This window comes from Paraburkholderia terricola, from assembly GCF_003330825.1.
In the GTDB taxonomy this organism is placed as follows: domain Bacteria; phylum Pseudomonadota; class Gammaproteobacteria; order Burkholderiales; family Burkholderiaceae; genus Paraburkholderia; species Paraburkholderia terricola.
Genome location: NZ_CP024942.1, coordinates 167,962 through 184,700, shown reverse-complemented (window position 1 = coordinate 184,700; position 16,739 = coordinate 167,962). Strand labels below are relative to the sequence as shown.

Here is a 16,739-nt window from a genome sequence, read left to right as displayed (position 1 = left end):
GATGCGCCAGGCTCAAGGCGTCCTTCAGACGAGAACGGACCCGGCAAAAGTCCTCGGTCTTGAGCGCTTCATTCGCTCGAAGCGGAAGTTCTATTGCGCGGTTCCACGACGGTGTAGAAAATCCGATTCGTACCCGCTCTGCTCAGCACAAGTGCCAATCCGCGCCGGGGCCTCTCTCATGGACCGGACTGAGCGCACGATCACGGCGTCCAGCGATAAACGGTGATGCTGGAACCCTTGACGTTGTTCTTCGTGACTACGTACTCGCCCGTCGATCGAAGATAGGCCCTCACGCCGTACATCGAATCGAGGGCGCTGCTGGCGTCCACGGTACTGCTACTGGTGTTGATCAGTGTGGCGTCGAGGTTGCCGGTAGCGAGGTTAAAGGCGTCGATGTTCGGCCTGGCCGGCCCGCTGCCGCCGAACCAGTAGCCGACGAAGAGATGGTTGCCGGCCGCGGCAATCGACTTGGCGCCGGCGTTAGCGAGGTTGATCACCGGGTTCGGCGCGGTGGTGTTGCCCGCGCTCCAGCCGTGATACACCTCGATCCGCGTGCCGATCGACGTCCAGTCCGTGCTGCCCACGATGCCCTGTCCGAGAATCATGGTGTCGCTGTCCGCCAGGTAGATGATGCGCGTCAACGGCTGGATGCTGGCGGGAATGCGGACCGGGATACCGGACCCCCATGCTGGCTTGCCGCTGGCGTCGAAGCGGGTCAAGGGATAGTGGTAGATATAACCGGTCCTGTCCAGACCGGCCCACACGCCCCCCTTGCTGTCGATGCAGAATCCGTTTCTGACCGGTGCGGTCGTATTGAACGCCGTACCGGGAAGGGTGGCGTCCGGTATCGCGATGTAGCCATTCGCAGCGTTGAAGTGGAAGAAGTAGAACGTATCGGGATTCTGGCTGGACACCACGAGAATCCGGTTGCCGCCCACGCTGGCAAGTTGACCGAAGTGCTCATCCCGTGCGCGATCGTTGAAGTTGACGCGCGGGTCCGACGGATAGGCGAACGGATCGACGGTATTCGCGACGAAGGTGCCTCCTGCGGTGCCGGCGTGAATGCTGGTGCCGCCATAGAACAACGCGCCATCGGTGGCCGGGTCCGGCGCGGCGACGCCCTCGAAGTTCAGGGACTGAAGCGTCCACTGCAAGTTGCCGGCGGTGCCATACGCGTGAATGTCGGTGCCGCCGTCGCGGCCGAGGTCCCAGCTTCCTCCCCACGGGTTGTTGAGCACGTAGAGGTTGCCGGCGGTGTCCTTGCCGATGCCCGTGACGCGGGTGAAGCGCTTCGCGCCGACCTGGCCTTTGATTCCCGTCGTGGTGTCGAGATAACCGCCCTGAATGCCGAATGTACCGGCTAGTGTGGGCGTGCCCGAGAGCTTGTAGCGCTTGATATTCATGTCAGGGCCCTCGTCGCCGACCATGAGTTGCCCCGTTGAGGCATCGGAATAGAGCGCCGATGGCTGCGAGTCGACAGGCATCTGGATGGTATTCAGCAGGGCGCCGGTTGGACTGAACTCGACGATCGTGCCCGTCTTCTTCTGTGCAACCCAGACGTTGCCCGCGCCATCCAGGGCGAGCGCGCCCGGACTCGCGACGTTGATGTCGCGCTTCCACACACCGTCGGTGGTGAAGACCCGGACGCGATTGCCAAAGAAGTCGCTCGCATAGAGCAGCGAGCCGGCGGTGGCGAGTCCGGTGACGACATCGACCCGAGGCTGGTTGCTCAACGCACTGACCTGAATCAAAAGATCGCGGCTCCTGGTGGTGCGGTTGTAGCGTCCCACCGCGCCGCTTCCGTAGGCGCTGCTGTACTGCAGCGCCGCGAAAATCGAAGCGGCGTTTCCGGTAATGGCGCTGCCCTGAAACTCACCGTGAGTCCCGATCGAGCCGGCGGCGCGGCCGTTCTGGTAGATGGCGACGCCGCCCTCGTACTCGTCCCACATGGAGGCCGTATAGATCACCCCTTCGGGCGCGACCCACATGGCACGCGCAGTGTTGCCCACGTGGCCGGCGAGGGTGCCATAGGTGTTCGCCAGCCAGTCGGTGGTGTTTTGCGCCTGACAGGCCGGTGCAAACGCGGCGATCGCCAGGGCGAGGAACACAGCACGAATCCGATTCTTCTCGACCATGGCCGATGCTCTCCGAAAGGTGGCGATCATTCACTTGGATCGACTCCGAGGAATGGGCGAGACCCCGCGAGCGCTTGCACGGTCGCACAGACAGGTGACTCATGTATGAACATATGCAACTCATCGCGCCTTTACAAGCTCGCCGCATGGGTTATGCGCCGCCGCTATCTGCCACCGCCGTCGAGTGCGTCTGCCAATATGCCTGGGCGCAGGCCGTCGTTATCAGCGACCACAGCGGATGCCATCCGGTTGAGATGAGCAGCCCTGCCACTGAGAGCAGCGCGAAACAGTCTTTAACCCCGGTTGCTTACGTTGCACTTGCAGCGAAGAGCGCCATGCTGGAACAGGGCAGTCAAACGCGTGGAGGGCGATCGTGATCGCGACCGGGCGGCTCAGCTCCGACCGATGACCCGATCATGGCGACGTTGTGGCCGCGTACCGCGATCAAGCCGACCCGCGGCTGAGGGTTTTCCTTGGGGAGTGAATAAGGGTGACGTTCAACCTCGAGCGCGCAGAACAGGCACGGCAACAATGCCGATGGTTGGGCGATGGCGGTCATGCTAGGATTTCTCGCAAACAACTCAGGAGACTGCTATGCCGTTCATCTGCGAAAACGTTGAATGTCGCGCTGTGCTGGCCCGCGGGCAGGTCGGCTCCATTCATGAGAACGAGGGGTGGTGCTTCTATTGCCCAGACTGCAAGGTGAGAAACGAGTTGAAGGACATTGCCGTGCCGGGCGGTCCTGTTGAGTTGGTTCAACCGGAGAGATCTGGTCTTCCGCACAAAGTGATTGCAACTGCTCGACCACTGGAGGACGGCAGGTACTCGGCGCAGTTGCGCATACAAAGAGCACTCGGTATGAAGGGGACTTACGCGACCGAGGAGAATTGGGAACAGCTCGGTGTGTTCCTTGACGCGCAGGAGGCCGTCGCTCATGCGAAGTCCATTGCGGCAGACTGGCTGGACCGAAAGGCCTAGCCCGAGTGAGTGAACGCTGGATTCAGCCGTGCGCGGATCTTTACGGCTGTCGCGACCGTAGATCCGCCGACAACCTCGTGCTGTCCGGCGCGGGTGCCGTGAAGGTAGCGGTTCAGCCTTCGGTACGCTCAATAAGCGACACCAATGGAACCGCTCAACGCTGAAACACTCGGCCAGACACATCACTCATGAAGCTTCGACGGCAGCGAGTTTCACAAATAGTCGGGCTGCTTCGTTGCCATGGGACAAGGCACGCAGTGCAAGCGAGAGCGCTAGCTGCGCGTCGTGGGCGACTGCGCTACGGTTCTGATCGAAGAGCTTCACGGCATGACGCATATGCAGTGCCGCCTGGTCGTGAAGCTCTGCTGCCGTTGCGTGCTGTTTTGCCGCAATTTCATTGTTTTTGTCAGAGCCGGTCGATGCAGGCGTTATCGGCGGCGTAGTGGCGCTGTGTGCACCGGCCTCGTGTGCCTGATCGATCGCGTACAAGGTGTGGCCGTAGGCCATCATCGCCTGGTGTGCGGCGTGGGCATAGTCTTTACCGGCCTCGAAATGCCGCGACGCCTCGCGGTGATATCGTGCCGCCTTCTCGTGATGTGACGCCGCGGCTTCCAGATGTTCTTTTTTGTTGTGCTTCGTGTTCATATCGGCTCCTGTAAGACTCACTCCGATGGCGACCGATTGGAAGACGCCGTGGCGGGTCGAAGGCCACTGGATTCGAATTTACACGCACTTGCGCTCGTGCGCGCACCAGAACCGGATCGATCGGATGCGCGGGGCGAAAAATCTAGGCGGTCCGTGCGGTCAGACGCACCGGCATGGCACTCGGAACCATCGTGAAGGCAGTGACCTCCCGGATCGTACCTGGATCGACAGCCATCTGAATCGAGAAATTCGCCATCAGCATCGACAGCACCAGGCGCATTTCGACCGCAGCCAGGTAACGTCCCGGACACACACGCGGCCCCGCGCCGAATTGCAGGTACGCGCGCGGGTCGTGCGCTGTACGCGGGCGGCTCCCGTCATGCAGCCAGCGATCAGGGTCGAATTGCAACGGATTCGAGAAATTTTTCTCGTCGAGTGTCGCGGGCCGATTCAGGAAAAACATCTTCGTGCCAGCCGGCAGCATGATGTCGGCGAGACATACATCCTCCAATGGCTCGAACGAGTTCACCGCCGCGACAGGGCGCAGCCGTCCAGTCTCCGTGCAGACAGCCTCGAACAGATCCAGTTGCTTCAACGACGTGAAGTCCGGGCAAACGGATTCCGAGCCGAGCACACCGCGCGCTGAGTCGAAGAGCCTCCGTTGCAAGGCCGGATCTGCGGCAATGTATAGCAAAGCCCACGCTATCGAATTTGCCGTCGTGTCTTCGCCCGCCAGCAGGAGTGTCAGAACATTGGCGGCGACCTGGTCGTCGGTGACGCCGGAGCCGGGCGTGTCGCGCATGGCCAGCATCGCTTCGAGGAGATGACGTGGCGACTCCGACGGTTCGTCGCGCATCCGTTCACGCGCCCGGCTCATCATGCTGCGCACATATCGGTGAACTTCGACCAGGGAGCGGTCGAGTTGGCGGTCCCGAGGGAGCTTGACATACCGCCAGTACGGAAAAGGCGCGTTGATGCGATTCATCAGCATCGGAAAGATAAGCGCGAGATGTTCCTGTATGACACCCCGGTCCTGTTCCAGGGTTCGCGGGTCCTCGCCAAAAGCAAGAGCACTGGTGACATCCACCGTGTACCGCTTCAGATCGTCAGTCATCTCGACGACCTTGCCGTGCGCCGCGGCGCTTTGCCAACGTCGGTAAAGCCTCTCCGTGGTGGCCTTGAGACCGGGGTAAAAGGCCTTGATATTCGGGATGGACAACGATTGCATGATCAGTTTCCGTTGAGGCGCCCACGCTGCGCCCTCGGCAGAAAACAGTCCGTTGGTGCCGATTTCCTCCAACACCGGCTCGATCGATGCATAACGGCGATACCGGTGCGGACGTTCGCGCATGATGGCCTGGCACAGCTCCGGATCGGTCCACACTGTCACAGGCATCCGGCAGATCTGAAACCTGAAAGGCGAGCCGAGTTCCTGGGCCCATTGTTCGAGCACGAGATGAAGGCGGGTCGGCGATAGCTGATGAAGGTTGCCGACAAAAGGCAGACCCTTCGGGCACGGAAGATCGGAAACCTGCCTGCACCGGACGCGGGAACTTGACACTGTATCCATCAGATACCTCTTGTTTTGCGGTTCCTTGATTGGATGGCCGGCAACCGGCGCTGACCGTCAGTCATTCAGGATAGATCATCCTGCGCGCGGTTGGGGGGGCAATGGCGGTGAGCGCGTGCGGCCTGATGCTCGGCGATATGTACACGGGTATTCACGCCGTGGCCGCGATCAACGCCGAGTTGCTCGGTCGTGTGAAGAGCGTCGCGGCCAGCACATCGACATGGCTCTCTACGACACGCTGGTGTCGATGCACGAATACGCGGTGCAGTGCTACACGATGCAAGGCATCGTCCCTGAGCAGACCGGTCACGACATGCCTACGTCGACGCTCTATGGCGTGTTCCGCGCCGCGGATGGCGACCTCGTGATCGCCGCACAGGTGGACGACCCGTGGGAGCGTTTCGCCGCCCTGGTCGAAATGCATGGCGGACCTGCCGGGTTCGGTGCGGGTGGCGCGGTGCGCGGCGCATTGCTGCCGTTGATCGCCGACCGCCAGCAGGCAGGGAACGGCCTGGAGCCGCCGTTCGCATGGGTCGTCCCTCGGACGTTCAAGCGTCGGCTTCACCCCGTAACCGGCCATCCGCTTGACAAAGACAAACGCTCCTTCGTCAACCGAAGCGGCCGCTCAGTTAGTGCAGTGAGAACGTCCCTTAATAAACACGAAGCTAAACACGGAGCGGCCACGGCTGTTGTCACGGCATCGCACTGTTCGTCGTTGCTCCGGTGCGTAGTGCCGGAGTGGTATCAGACATAGTCACTTCTGTGCGCGGCCTCATGCTTCGGTCTCGTAACGCAGACCGTAGCTCCCGCTCGTTCGCTTGATTCGCGCGAAGCCGAGTTCCCCGAAATGCATACCTGCGATCAAAAGTCCCTCCGAACTGACCAGGTCCAGAAGCCGTGATCGTGTGGCGGCTGCCAGGGAAGGGTCCTGATCGAATGCGATCGATACGTCCGGCCGTTCAATCTGGATGTGCGGGAAATGAACAATGTCTCCCCAAACAAGCAGGCCCTGATCAGGGGATTCGACAAGATATCCGGAGTGTCCATCGGTGTGTCCCGGTAGCGGCATCGCTCTGATACCGGGAAGCACTTCTCCGTCATCGAAAGTGCGAAGCTTGTCGCGGTAGCCGTCGAATACTCGACGCGCTATCAGGAAGTTACCGCGGGCACGCTCGCTGGCACGACTTAGGTTTCCGTCATCCTGCCAGAATGCGACCTCTTGCTGATGAGCAACAAGCTCCGCATTCGGAAAGGTAATTTGTCCGGCTGTGTCCACTAGCCCGCCGACATGGTCGGGATGGGCGTGTGTGAGCAGGATCGTGTCGATCTCGGATGGTTCGACGCCAGCAAGCGATAAATGGGTTCTCAGGCGGCCGCCCCATTGCTTGATGCCTCCCGCCCCACCGTCGATGAGAATCGTGCGGCCCGCTCCGCGTACTACATAGCAGTTGATATGTACGGCGGAAGGCTCCTTCTGCCCTGCATCACTTTGCATTCTTGATGCCTCGGACGGGGCGATGTTCGAGAGGAAGTCCAGACTAGCGGTAAGGTAGCCGTCGCTGATTGCGGTGATCGTGAAATCCCCGGCTCGCTGACTTGGAAAGGCAAAGGTGGACACAGTTCTTCTCCGGAAGACTTTTTAGTTTCGGGCGTGAAGGGTAAGCGTCATTTCGTGGCCGCATGGACAGAGCTGAAGCCGGTGTCCAAAGTGATGTCCGTTACTTCAAGTGATGGGGACTACTTTGGACACACGGAATGCGCGATCATCGAACCGCAAGGGCCGACCGAACTACACACCAGAGTACCGGCGGCAAGTTGCCGTCGCGGCGTGCGAGCCGGGTATTTCGGTGGCCAAGCTCGCGCAGGCGCACGGACTGAATCCGAATATGGTGTTCAAGTGGCGCCGGCAACTGCGGGCGGGCCTGTTTGAAGGGGTGGCGCACAGCGCAGCGGTGTTGCTGCCCGTAGCGCTACCTGATGCACCGACCGGCGATGCCGCAGACCCGGCGTCGCTCGCTCTACAGCCTGTCGAGCCACATCGCGAGAGCGTACCGGCAGCGTCGGGCATCGAGATCGAACTGAACGGTGCCCGTGTACGCGTCACGGGCATGGTCGACCCCGTGCAGCTGCGCCTCGTGCTGCGCTGCCTGATGCCAGCATGATTACGCCGCCAGGCGGTACCCGCGTATGGCTGGCAGCGGGCGTTACCGATATGCGCCGTGGCATGGATGGACTTGCCGCGCTGGTGCAGTCAGCACTCGGACGTGATCCCTTCTCGGGGCACATCTTCCTGTTTCGTGGGCGTCGCGGTGACCTCATCAAGATTTTATGGTGGAGCGGTGACGGCATGAACCTGTACGCGAAGCGACTCGAGCGTGGACGTTTCGTGTGGCCGCAGGCGGACTCGGGAACAGTCCATCTGTCAGCCGCCCAACTGTCGATGCTGCTCGAGGGGATTGACTGGCGGCATCCAGAGCGGACGTGGCAGCCGACGCACGCCGCGTAACGCCGGGTGCGGGAACGCACAAGCGCGTGGGCTTCATTTACACTGGCATGCATGCCAGCCAATCATCTGCCCGATGACATCGCCGCTCTCAAGCGCATCGTCGCCTCGCGCGACGAGACCATCGCGCAGTTGCTGGCCGAGATCTCGCGACTGAAGCGATGGCAGTATGGCCGCTCATCTGAGCGCATGACAGAACTGATGGACCAGCTGCAGCTCGCGCTCGGTGAGCTGCCTGTTCCTGAACCAGATATGGCAGCACCGGCGAAGGCGCCTGATGCCGACGCGACTGCGGATACGTCGGCCACCACGAACCTTATTCCACTGCGCCGCAAACCGCGGCACTTCCCTGCCCATTTACCTCGCGATACGGTTGTTCATGCGCCGTCAAACTGCGGATGCCCGGAATGCGGCAAACAGATGCGTGCGCTCGGCGAAGACGTCTCGGAGGTGCTCGACTATGTGCCCGGCTACTTCAAGGTACTGCGTCACGTACGTCCGAAGCTGAGCTGCCCGCGCTGTGCTGCAGTGGTGCAGGAGCCTGCACCTTCGCGACCGATAGCGCGCTCGATGGCGGGTGCCGGGCTGCTCGCGCAGGTCGTCGTCGCGAAGTACGCTGACCATATGCCGCTGTACCGGCAGGCCGGCATCTATCGCCGCGCGGGCATCGAACTGGACCGGGCAACACTGGCATCGTGGATTCGTGAAGCGGCTGCGCTGCTGCAACCGCTGTCCGATGCGCTCGGTGGTTACGTGCGCGCCGCAGACAAGATCCATACCGACGACACGCCCGTGCCGGTGCTGGAGCCGGGGCGTGGCAAGACACGCACGGCGCGCCTGTGGACCTATGTGCGCGATGACCGCCCGGCAGGGAGCCGCGCGCCGCCAGCGGTCTGGTACAGGTACTCACCCGACCGCAAAGGTGAACGACCTCGGGAACATCTGGCGGGCTACACGGGAATCCTGCAGGCAGATGCCTTCAGCGGGTATGACGCGCTATATCGTGACGGCACGGTCATCGAGGCCGGGTGCTGGGCGCATGCGCGGCGCAAGTTCTACGACCTGTACAAGCTGGACAGCTCACCAATTGCCGAGGAAGCACTGCGCCGCATTGGGGCGCTGTATGCCGTTGAACGCGAGGTTCGCGGCCAGACGCCGGACGTGCGCCTGTCTGCGCGTCAGCTGCGCTCGGCCCCATTGCTCGCTGAACTGAAGGCCTGGTTCGAACACACGCTGTCACAGGTATCGACGAAATCGGGGCTGGCGAAGGCGATCAGATACTCGCTGGGACACTGGCATGCACTCATACGCTATTGTGAAGACGGGCGCGTCGAGGTGGACAACAATACGGCGGAGCGCGCGATCAGGCCGCTGGTTCTCGGCAGGCGCAATTATCTGTTCGCAGGCTCCGACGGCGGTGGCCAAAGCGCGGCGGTGATCTATAGCCTGATCGGTACGGCGCGCCTGAACAGCATCGAGCCGTTTGCCTACCTGCGCACGGTGTTTGAGCGCATCGCCGATCATCCCATCAACCGCATCGACGAGTTGCTGCCGTGGCGCCTGATGCCGGCTGCACACATCGAGCAGCAAGCCGCCTGACAATCAAGCCGATGGTCCAACCCCGCAAACCTGCCGTGCGCCTGGTCAAGGCGCCAGTGCCCGATTACGTACTGCGCGCTGAGCTGAAGTACATTAAGCCGGCGATCTGGCGACGAATCATCGTTCCCGGCTCGATCCGGCTGGACAAGCTGCATGTCGTGCTGCAACTGGCCATGGGCTGGGAAGGCGGGCACCTGCACGAGTTCGTCTTCGGCGAAACCAACTATGGTGAACCTGATGACTTCGGATTCCAGAGCAATCCACCGATGCTCAATGAAGCACGGGTCACGCTGGCGAAGGCGCTGGGCGGGCTGAAATCATTCACCTATATCTACGACTACGGTGACAACTGGCAGCATCGGATCAAGGTCGAGAAGGCGCTGGTGCCTGATCCAGACATGAGCCGGCCGCTGTGCCTGGACGGGCAGAATGCGTGTCCGCCGGAAGACGTCGGTGGAGTGCCAGGATATGCCGACTTCCTCGAAGCGATCACCGATCCGACGCACGAGGAGCACGACCACTTCCTCGAGTGGTGTGGCGGCAGCTTCGATCCCGCCGCCTTCGATCTCGTGCTCGCGAATCAGCGGCTCTCAGAGGTCAAGTTCTGATCGTCAAGACGGCCTCAGATTGACGCTTACCGTGAAGGTTCGATGCGGCATACCCAAAACAACGGATGCGCGCCGTGAAACCCGTGCGGTGCGCAATGGCATCGTCCAGGGCTTCCATGAACTGGTTCATCACCGAAGGCGTGCGAAACGTCTCAAGGCGATATTGGATTTCCGCGAAGACGGGATGTCCGTGCCCATGCCGAACGTCGACATAGACGACATGAACGTTTTCGAGCGCCGCTTCAAGGACACTCGTACAGAGTACGATGCAGTCGCTGGAAAGTTCGGCAAGCCTCTCATCAGACGGCATTTGCCCGGTAGGAATATAGAAAGTGACATTGGGCATCGCGGACCTATTTTTCCTGTCCGGTCGAAACGGTGCAGGAGCGTATCAGTTGTTCCGTCATCGGCGAGTAGAGGTGAACGCCTTCCGACATGCTCTCGACAAGTTGAGCGTTTCGCCGAGGCAGTCTTGCGAGCCAACGGCGGTCCGGAAACTTCTCCAGCGCGACTGCTCGCATGGCCAACGGTGTGAGGCCCATCTGGATCAGAGGTTCGGGGCCGCCTGCGCAAAGCACGAGGAGTTCGTCAGCATTGACCGCCGGCGCGAGGCCGATATCGCTGTAAAGATTTCTATGCCAGTCGGTGATGTGTTGCTGCCACCTCGCAAAATTGCCACCGCCTTTCTGGCGATATTCCTCTCCCGTCAGAACATCGAGACCGTCAATCGTGTGGACGGCGAGGTAGACCGGGCAACCGTCGCTTAACGACTTGAAGCGCTGCGATGTGTGAAAGCCAGTAACCGAGATGAGGGCGGGCAGCTTTTCAAGGCTGTAGAAGTCATTCCATTCGGCTTCGCTGTTGGCATCGGCGAAGCTGCATTCCACGGTGTAGATCATCGGATTATCCTTCGTGACGGCTGGTCATGATGCAGCAAACGATCCATGTTCATTGCAGTAACGTAATGCTAATCTGATGTTTTCCGCGTATATAGCGATATAAAGTCAGCCTTCAGTGATGTTTTCTCAAGCTGGTCAAACGCATTCCAACCGGCGAGACTTTCGATGCGACGTAAGATTCCAAGCAATTCCGCGCTCCTGGCTTTTGAGGCCGCGGCTCGACACGGCAGCTTCGCCCGCGCGGCCGAGGAATTGGCGCTGACGGAGGGCGCCATCAGTCGTCAGATCGGCCGCCTGGAGGCGTTTTTGGGTGCTGTGCTGTTCGAGCGCGTTGGAAATCGGGTGAGGCTTGCGCCCAACGGCGCGCGATACGCGTTGCAGGTTCGCGAGGTTCTGGATCGACTGGAACGGGACAGCCTATATCTGATGGGGCAGCCCATCGAGGGCGCGAGCATTGATATCGCCGCCATTCCGACCTTCGCCACCCGTTGGCTTATCCCTCGGCTGAAACGCTTTCAGAATATGCATCCGAACATCACCGTGCATATCGCCGAGCGGATGGAGCCCTTCATTCTTGCGGGTAGCGGTTTCGATGCAGCAATCCATTTTGGGCATCCAGCATGGGCGGGTATGCATCTACATCACCTGCTGGAGGAGGTGCTTGTGCCCGTCTGTAGTCCGGCGCTCCTCGCGGACGCCGCTGCGAACCTGTCGCTCGACGAGCTGCCACGCCTTCACAGGCGGCAAAATCCGGACGCGTGGCAGCTTTATGCACAAGAGGCCGGCATCGTGCTGACCAATTCGGCGGTTGGCGCACGTTACGATCTCCATTCGATGTTGATAGAGGCGGCGGTGGCTGGCCTGGGTGTCGCGTTGGTGCCGCGTCTTTACATCGGGGCAGAGCTTGAACAAGGCCGTTTGGTCGCGCCTTGGCCTGACGGCAAAGCGATTACCAAAAACTTCTGCCTCGTTCTTCCAGAGCCGATCGAGTTGGGTGAGGAGCCACTACAGGCATTTGCGAAATGGATTCTTCACGAAGCCCGGGGCTTGGCGGCTTAAAGCAGCGCCTGACGTTCATCACAAGATAGCCATCCTGCAGAGTTGCCATCGCCGGGTGGTCGCCTCGCTTCGAACTGACCGTCGCGAGTCGAAGAACGGCCGTTGTACCTTGAAAGCCGTCGTAGATGTGGCACCGGGTCGACGGGCAGTCCGTGTCGGGCACGGACTGCCGGGTAGCGCGCGGCGTGAAAAACCACGAGCGCTGGAAGACAATGGACAAGGTTCGGCCACAAAGAACCGTTCGACAGTGTTGCCTAAATTGTCGACAGTGGGTTGCAGACAACTTCTTCTAGCGCAAATCAAACGCCTCTATATCTTCCATCGCACTCGGGTCGCTTACGCTGGATTTCGACGCAGCAATGATCATGGTGCCGAGCAACGGCGACTACGATTGGATGAATGAGGATTGGACGGATACACAGCAGGAGATTGAAGTCATTCAAGGTGAGACATCGGCCACCGTCACTGGATTGACGGGGAGATCTGCACAGACCGGCCCACATGTAATCGAAATGCTTTCGCCTCGCATCGTCCGACCCGGCGGTTCTTCAGCATCCCGCTAGGACAACGCGTCGCGCTCGGCGAAGATGCTTGCCATTTCCGCTGCGTTCTCGGTTCCCCAAGTGCACAGCGGGACGATCGCGTCGGCCAGGCTGCGACCGAGCGGGGTCAGCGCGTAGTCCACACGCGGCGGCACTTCCTTGTAGTCGGTCCGCGCTACCACGCGATCGGCCTCCAGATCTTTCAATTGCTGGATCAGCACCTTGTCGCTGACGCCCTGGGTCAAGCGCTTGAGCTCGCCGTAGCGCTTCGGGCCGTCGCGCAGAAAAAACAGGATCAGCGGTTTCCACTTGCCCGAGATGATGCGGAGCGTGGCGTTGAGTCCGCAGCCGGTATCGCAGATTTGAGAGGGCGTCGTCATGTTTTGATACTTACCAAAAAGTGCATACTTGTCCTCAAGTTACCAGAACAGCATACTTCCCTCAAGTAAGCAGTTTCCTGCTTCCGTACAACTCCGAGGAAGGATGCATATCATGACCAGACTGAATGGAAAGACCGCCGTGATCACCGGTGGCGCTACCGGCATCGGCCGCGCGGCGGCAAAGCGTTTCATCGAGGAGGGCGCCTTCGTCTTCATCTTCGGCCGCCGGCAGGAAGCGCTCGACGCCGCTGTGGCCGACCTCGGGCCCAATGCCCGCGCGATGAAGGGCTCGGTCTCCGATCTGGCCGACCTCGACCGACTCTACGCGGCGGTGAAGGCCGAGCGCGGAACCCTCGACATCGTCTTCGCCAATGCCGGGGCGGGAAGCCAGCTTCGGCTCGGCGAGATCACCGCCGAGCACATCGACGAAACCTTCGACACCAATGTGAAGGGCACGATCTTCACGGTCCAGAAGGCGCTGCCGCTGATGGGCCAGGACGGTTCGATCATCCTGACCGGATCGAGCGCCGGCACCACGGGTGCCCCGTCAATGAGCGCCTACAGCGCGAGCAAGGCGGCAGTGCGCAACCTCGCGCGGAGCTGGGCGGAGGACCTGAAGGGCACCGGCATCCGGGTCAACGTGCTGTCGCCCGGGGCGACGGCGACCGAACTCGCGAAGGAAGCGCTAGGCGAGGAGGGCCAGAAGGTCTTCGCCTCGATGACTCCGCTTCAGCGCATGGCCGATCCGGCGGAGATCGCAGCGGTGGCCGCCTTTCTCGCATCGCCGGACAGCAGCTTCATGACCGCTAGCGAGGTCGCGGTTGACGGCGGCCTTGCGCAGCTCTGATGCGCTACCGCAACTCTGAACCGCCACGCCCGGCCGGTCACTCCATTCGATATTTGGAGCCCGCAGGGCGTGGTAAACCGAAGGAAAATATATGAGCTACGCAATTATCGGCTTCGGCAAGATCGGCCAGGCTCTTGCCAGGGCGTTTGCCCGAAGCGGCATCGAAGTATCCGTTGCAACCACTCGCGACCCGGAAAACTTTGCGTCCGCTGCGGCCGCGATCGGACCCGGGATCGTTCCCAAAAAACTGGCGGAAGCGGTCAAGGCGGACATCGTCTTTCTGGCTGTCCGTTTCGAGTCGCACCAGGATGTCGCGAACGCGCTGTCCACCTGGCAGGGGAAGACTATCGTCGATGTGACCAATGCCTACGGCGTGCCCCCTGAGGAACTGGGCGGACAACCTTCTTCCAGGGTCGTCGCACAGGCCTTCACTGGCGGTAGACTGGTTAAGGGCTTCAACCATTTGGGCGCGGCTGTCCTTGACCAGGATCCGGCCGTACATGGCGGCAGGAGAGTCGTGTTCCTGGCGAGCGACGATGACGGCGCCGCAGCGGAGATTGGTACGCTTGCGGAAAATCTCGGTTTCTCGCCGATCAAACTTGGCGGGCTTTCGGACGGTGGACTGCTTGTGCAGGCGCGTGGAAATAGCTGGGGTCAACTGATCTTTAAGGACTTGGTCAAGTTCGACGGATGAATCGTGATCGCAACTTTCGGTGCGATCGGTTGCTACAACGAGGCTTCCAGAATGCAGCAACAACGGTGGCGTCGGTCTCGCTTGCCTTAACACCTGGTAGCAATGCCGGCCGAAGCAGCACCAGGCCGCCAACCCCGCTGCGGCGGTTGCGGCCATCGATCCCAAGGCAATCGCTATACCTGCATATGGGGCAACGAGCGCCGATAGCCGAAATGAGCGCCGGAAACCGTTGCCAGCGTCGTTGCGCCAGCCGGTGTGATCGTTGCGACGGTCACAAAGAGAATAACGACAGGTCATTGTGAAGCGCCACGTCCTCCCTGGTCAGTCGATCATAGGAAGGACGGAACCGTTCACTGAACGTAGGATTGACCCCCACGAGTGGTCCGCCGGCTTACTGGAGTCGGCCGCCCTCTGCGAGGGAACCTAGATCGAGACTGTAGAAACCGATCTCCTCAATTAGGTCGCTCACCGCTTTTTTGGCGCCGGCGTCGTCCCCGGACACGAAGAACGCGGTCTTCCGCTTTGACGGCGAGAAATCCGAGACCCAGGGGCACTGGAACGGTGTTGAACGCCTTGACGACCTTCGCTCCCGGCGCGAGATCGGCGACGATCTCGCTCGACGTCCGACCCGTTATGTCGCCTAGTGCCCAAGGCTTAACGCTGGCGGATGACGAAGTCGTCACACAGTTTTCGCACCGTGTATGATTCCGGCGTCGAAGCCGCCACAGTCCGATTGGATGCCTTGAGTGTGAGAACAGGGTCTTCCTTAGCGTCGCGGCGCTGCCGAATGTCTTGCCATTCGACATTCGACATTCGACTATCGCGGCAGCGTACGACATTGCTGGCCACTCTCGCAGCTTCTGCTGACGCATCCGGCCGTCGACGGGCGATTTGAATCGGTAGGTCCAACTGCGCCGCGATGCGGTCGCTTCCAGACGAAGGCCCGGGAACGCGTCGAAGCTCATGTAAGTACCAGGTTTTAGCTGTTTGGCAGCCTTGGCATCAAATCGCGTGGTCGGTGTAGGTTTTCGGCTAACGAGCGAAAAAGAGTTATGCCAATGCCTAGCGTTTAGCAACTTGCAGACGACGACCGTAGCTGTTTCTTGGTGCGCAAACGGTCGATACAAAAAGCCCTTATCTGAAGGGCCTTTGATGAAGAAATGCCCCGCGTGACCAGCCTCTCTCGGATGATGAAGGAAAAGCCGTCAATGCTCGCAGAACAACGTCACCAATACATCCTCGCGCAAGTCGCCAAAACCGGCGCGCTCTCGGTCGCTGAACTCGTGCGCGAACTGAACGTGTCGCGTGAAACGATCCGCCGTGATCTGAACGCGCTCGCCGGGCGCGGTCTGCTGGTCACCACGCATGGCGGCGCGCTGTCGAGCGACCGGCGCGAGCCCGACCTCGACACGCGCGAAGCCGCCAACGCCGGCGCGAAGCGTGCGATCGGCGAGCGCGCGGCCGAGTTCGTGCCCGATGGCGCATCGCTGATCATCGATTCGGGCAGCACCACGCAAGCGGTGGCGCGGGCGCTGCTCGACCGGCATCGTCTGTCGGTGTACACGAACGACTGGCGCATCGCGCTGCTGCTGGGCCGCCGCAACGACAACCGCATCACGTTGCTCGGCGGCGAACTGTCGGATATCGAAGACGCCACCTTCGGGCTCGACACCGTCCATCAACTCACCCAGTACCACGCGGATTTCGCGTTCATCGGCGCAGGCGGCATCTCGCCGGATGGCTTTCTGACCGACTACAGCCGCATGGCCGCCGAAGTGCGCAGCCGCATGATCGCCGCCGCCGATACGGTGGTGATCGTCGCCGACCATTCGAAGTTCGGACGTGTGACGCCGGTGCGCATCAACGGGATCGAATCGGCGCGTTATCTCGTGACCGAACTCGCGCCGGAAAAAACGCTCGGCAAGGCGATCGCGGCGCACGGGCCGGAAATCGTGATCGCCTGAGCTTCGAGCGGCCGGGCCGTTTGCGCTGTTTCATTTTGCTTGGCTAGAGTCCCGGGCTTCACGAGGGCGCGGTTGTTATATGAGCTTCCGTCGGCGGATCAAGGTTCGTCGCCCCGCTCGACCGGAAAATTCGATTTGCGCGTGATTTGCATGTGATTGGCGAGTTGTGTCGCTTTGTTCAATCCGATGCGACGGTCATGGACTTGTCATCCAAAGCTGTGATTCTTCTGCCCGTTCAGACATGGCAGGCAGCGCGAAGATCGCAAGCAGACTGCAAGCCAGGCTGAAGAGAAGCGGCAAGCTTCCCGCAATCGCG

Annotated in this window: 17 protein-coding genes and 1 pseudogene; 11 read left to right on the top strand and 7 right to left on the bottom strand. The window is 61.0% G+C overall.

The genetic code is table 11. The annotated features are described in order from the left end of the window. Positions 1 to 200: 200 nt before the first annotated feature. On the bottom strand, positions 201 to 2,135 hold the full coding sequence (locus CUJ90_RS19265; RefSeq protein ID WP_114163692.1) for an SMP-30/gluconolactonase/LRE family protein: 1,935 nt from the start codon (positions 2,133 to 2,135) through the stop codon (positions 201 to 203). Positions 2,136 to 2,236: 101 nt separating this feature from the next. On the opposite strand from CUJ90_RS19265, the gene CUJ90_RS32415 reads away from it, so the two are divergent. Both CUJ90_RS32415 and CUJ90_RS19260 read left to right on the top strand, forming a co-directional pair. Beyond that, complete coding sequence (locus CUJ90_RS32415; protein WP_152035361.1) at positions 2,237 to 2,512, top strand: hypothetical protein; 276 nt, start codon at positions 2,237 to 2,239, stop codon at positions 2,510 to 2,512. 217 nt (positions 2,513 to 2,729) lie between these two features. After that, a complete protein-coding gene (locus tag CUJ90_RS19260) occupies positions 2,730 to 3,113 on the top strand; it encodes a hypothetical protein (protein ID WP_114163691.1) in 384 nt (127 codons plus the stop codon). A gap of 186 nt (positions 3,114 to 3,299) precedes the next feature. Here the strand turns inward: CUJ90_RS19260 and CUJ90_RS32670 are convergent, their stop codons facing one another. Together CUJ90_RS32670 and CUJ90_RS19250 are read right to left on the bottom strand one after the other, a co-directional pair. Then, positions 3,300 to 3,758, bottom strand: coding sequence for a hypothetical protein (locus CUJ90_RS32670; RefSeq protein ID WP_161553703.1), 459 nt, complete (start codon positions 3,756 to 3,758; stop codon positions 3,300 to 3,302). A gap of 142 nt (positions 3,759 to 3,900) precedes the next feature. After that, a complete protein-coding gene (locus tag CUJ90_RS19250) occupies positions 3,901 to 5,328 on the bottom strand; it encodes a cytochrome P450 (protein ID WP_114163689.1) in 1,428 nt (475 codons plus the stop codon). Between the two features lie 122 nt (positions 5,329 to 5,450). On the opposite strand from CUJ90_RS19250, the pseudogene CUJ90_RS19245 reads away from it, so the two are divergent. After that, positions 5,451 to 5,776, top strand: a pseudogene (locus CUJ90_RS19245) (CoA transferase); the annotation flags it as partial. A 324-nt stretch (positions 5,777 to 6,100) separates the two neighbouring features. Here the strand turns inward: CUJ90_RS19245 and CUJ90_RS19240 are convergent. After that, the gene (locus CUJ90_RS19240) at positions 6,101 to 6,946 is read right to left on the bottom strand and encodes an MBL fold metallo-hydrolase (RefSeq protein ID WP_073432534.1); all 846 of its coding nucleotides are present in this window, start codon (positions 6,944 to 6,946) and stop codon (positions 6,101 to 6,103) included. Positions 6,947 to 7,058: 112 nt separating this feature from the next. Here CUJ90_RS19240 and tnpA point away from each other — a divergent pair, with 112 nt between their 5' ends. The 4 genes from tnpA to CUJ90_RS19220 are packed head-to-tail and all read left to right on the top strand — an operon-like array spanning position 7,059 to position 10,038. Further along, on the top strand, positions 7,059 to 7,490 hold the full coding sequence (tnpA, locus tag CUJ90_RS19235; RefSeq protein WP_073430870.1) for an IS66-like element accessory protein TnpA: 432 nt from the start codon (positions 7,059 to 7,061) through the stop codon (positions 7,488 to 7,490). Beyond that, complete coding sequence (tnpB, locus tag CUJ90_RS19230) at positions 7,487 to 7,834, top strand: IS66 family insertion sequence element accessory protein TnpB (protein ID WP_114163688.1); 348 nt, start codon at positions 7,487 to 7,489, stop codon at positions 7,832 to 7,834. Before tnpA ends, tnpB begins: the two co-directional genes overlap by 4 nt. A gap of 51 nt (positions 7,835 to 7,885) precedes the next feature. Then, positions 7,886 to 9,430 carry an IS66 family transposase gene (tnpC, locus tag CUJ90_RS19225; protein ID WP_114163687.1) on the top strand — a complete coding sequence of 515 codons (1,545 nt, stop codon included), beginning with the start codon at positions 7,886 to 7,888 and terminating at the stop codon, positions 9,428 to 9,430. A gap of 11 nt (positions 9,431 to 9,441) precedes the next feature. Further along, positions 9,442 to 10,038: a plasmid pRiA4b ORF-3 family protein gene (locus CUJ90_RS19220; protein WP_073430804.1), complete on the top strand. Its 597-nt coding sequence runs from the start codon at positions 9,442 to 9,444 to the stop codon at positions 10,036 to 10,038. On the opposite strand, the gene CUJ90_RS19215 is transcribed toward CUJ90_RS19220, so the two are convergent. Beyond that, complete coding sequence (locus CUJ90_RS19215) at positions 10,028 to 10,384, bottom strand: hypothetical protein (protein ID WP_114163686.1); 357 nt, start codon at positions 10,382 to 10,384, stop codon at positions 10,028 to 10,030. The genes CUJ90_RS19220 and CUJ90_RS19215 overlap by 11 nt on opposite strands. 7 nt (positions 10,385 to 10,391) lie before the next feature. Continuing rightward, positions 10,392 to 10,937 carry a sugar ABC transporter gene (locus CUJ90_RS19210; RefSeq protein ID WP_114163685.1) on the bottom strand — a complete coding sequence of 182 codons (546 nt, stop codon included), beginning with the start codon at positions 10,935 to 10,937 and terminating at the stop codon, positions 10,392 to 10,394. 165 nt (positions 10,938 to 11,102) lie between these two features. Here CUJ90_RS19210 and CUJ90_RS19205 point away from each other — a divergent pair, with 165 nt between their 5' ends. Beyond that, complete coding sequence (locus CUJ90_RS19205) at positions 11,103 to 11,996, top strand: LysR substrate-binding domain-containing protein (protein WP_114163684.1); 894 nt, start codon at positions 11,103 to 11,105, stop codon at positions 11,994 to 11,996. Between the two features lie 559 nt (positions 11,997 to 12,555). Here CUJ90_RS19205 and CUJ90_RS19200 read toward each other — a convergent pair. Continuing rightward, positions 12,556 to 12,918, bottom strand: a complete 363-nt coding sequence (locus CUJ90_RS19200) for a winged helix-turn-helix transcriptional regulator (protein WP_073432538.1) — start codon at positions 12,916 to 12,918, stop codon at positions 12,556 to 12,558. Positions 12,919 to 13,030: 112 nt separating this feature from the next. On the opposite strand from CUJ90_RS19200, the gene CUJ90_RS19195 reads away from it, so the two are divergent. From CUJ90_RS19195 to CUJ90_RS19180, 3 genes are all read left to right on the top strand, one after another. Next, positions 13,031 to 13,765 carry an SDR family NAD(P)-dependent oxidoreductase gene (locus CUJ90_RS19195; RefSeq protein ID WP_114164660.1) on the top strand — a complete coding sequence of 245 codons (735 nt, stop codon included), beginning with the start codon at positions 13,031 to 13,033 and terminating at the stop codon, positions 13,763 to 13,765. A 91-nt stretch (positions 13,766 to 13,856) separates the two neighbouring features. Then, positions 13,857 to 14,459 (top strand): NADPH-dependent F420 reductase, encoded by a 603-nt coding sequence (locus tag CUJ90_RS19190; protein WP_114163683.1) that lies wholly within the window; start codon positions 13,857 to 13,859, stop codon positions 14,457 to 14,459. Positions 14,460 to 15,667: 1,208 nt separating this feature from the next. Then, on the top strand, positions 15,668 to 16,423 hold the full coding sequence (locus tag CUJ90_RS19180) for a DeoR/GlpR family DNA-binding transcription regulator (RefSeq protein WP_073432544.1): 756 nt from the start codon (positions 15,668 to 15,670) through the stop codon (positions 16,421 to 16,423). The last annotated feature ends 316 nt before the right edge of the window (positions 16,424 to 16,739 follow it).

What these genes read in the sequence shown, in the direction of transcription:
- CUJ90_RS19250 (WP_114163689.1), bottom strand. Translation starts at nt 5,328, where the DNA reads ATGGATACAGTGTCAAGTTCCCGCGTCCGGTGCAGGCAGGTTTCCGAT.
- CUJ90_RS19210 (WP_114163685.1), bottom strand. Translation starts at nt 10,937, where the DNA reads ATGATCTACACCGTGGAATGCAGCTTCGCCGATGCCAACAGCGAAGCC.
- CUJ90_RS19200 (WP_073432538.1), bottom strand. Translation starts at nt 12,918, where the DNA reads ATGACGACGCCCTCTCAAATCTGCGATACCGGCTGCGGACTCAACGCC.
- CUJ90_RS19180 (WP_073432544.1), top strand. Translation starts at nt 15,668, where the DNA reads ATGCTCGCAGAACAACGTCACCAATACATCCTCGCGCAAGTCGCCAAA.
- CUJ90_RS19195 (WP_114164660.1), top strand. Translation starts at nt 13,031, where the DNA reads ATGACCAGACTGAATGGAAAGACCGCCGTGATCACCGGTGGCGCTACC.
- CUJ90_RS19260 (WP_114163691.1), top strand. Translation starts at nt 2,730, where the DNA reads ATGCCGTTCATCTGCGAAAACGTTGAATGTCGCGCTGTGCTGGCCCGC.
- CUJ90_RS19205 (WP_114163684.1), top strand. Translation starts at nt 11,103, where the DNA reads ATGCGACGTAAGATTCCAAGCAATTCCGCGCTCCTGGCTTTTGAGGCC.
- CUJ90_RS19190 (WP_114163683.1), top strand. Translation starts at nt 13,857, where the DNA reads ATGAGCTACGCAATTATCGGCTTCGGCAAGATCGGCCAGGCTCTTGCC.
- tnpA (WP_073430870.1), top strand. Translation starts at nt 7,059, where the DNA reads ATGGGGACTACTTTGGACACACGGAATGCGCGATCATCGAACCGCAAG.
- CUJ90_RS19215 (WP_114163686.1), bottom strand. Translation starts at nt 10,384, where the DNA reads ATGCCCAATGTCACTTTCTATATTCCTACCGGGCAAATGCCGTCTGAT.
- CUJ90_RS32670 (WP_161553703.1), bottom strand. Translation starts at nt 3,758, where the DNA reads ATGAACACGAAGCACAACAAAAAAGAACATCTGGAAGCCGCGGCGTCA.
- CUJ90_RS19220 (WP_073430804.1), top strand. Translation starts at nt 9,442, where the DNA reads ATGGTCCAACCCCGCAAACCTGCCGTGCGCCTGGTCAAGGCGCCAGTG.
- CUJ90_RS32415 (WP_152035361.1), top strand. Translation starts at nt 2,237, where the DNA reads ATGTATGAACATATGCAACTCATCGCGCCTTTACAAGCTCGCCGCATG.
- CUJ90_RS19265 (WP_114163692.1), bottom strand. Translation starts at nt 2,135, where the DNA reads ATGGTCGAGAAGAATCGGATTCGTGCTGTGTTCCTCGCCCTGGCGATC.
- tnpB (WP_114163688.1), top strand. Translation starts at nt 7,487, where the DNA reads ATGATTACGCCGCCAGGCGGTACCCGCGTATGGCTGGCAGCGGGCGTT.
- tnpC (WP_114163687.1), top strand. Translation starts at nt 7,886, where the DNA reads ATGCCAGCCAATCATCTGCCCGATGACATCGCCGCTCTCAAGCGCATC.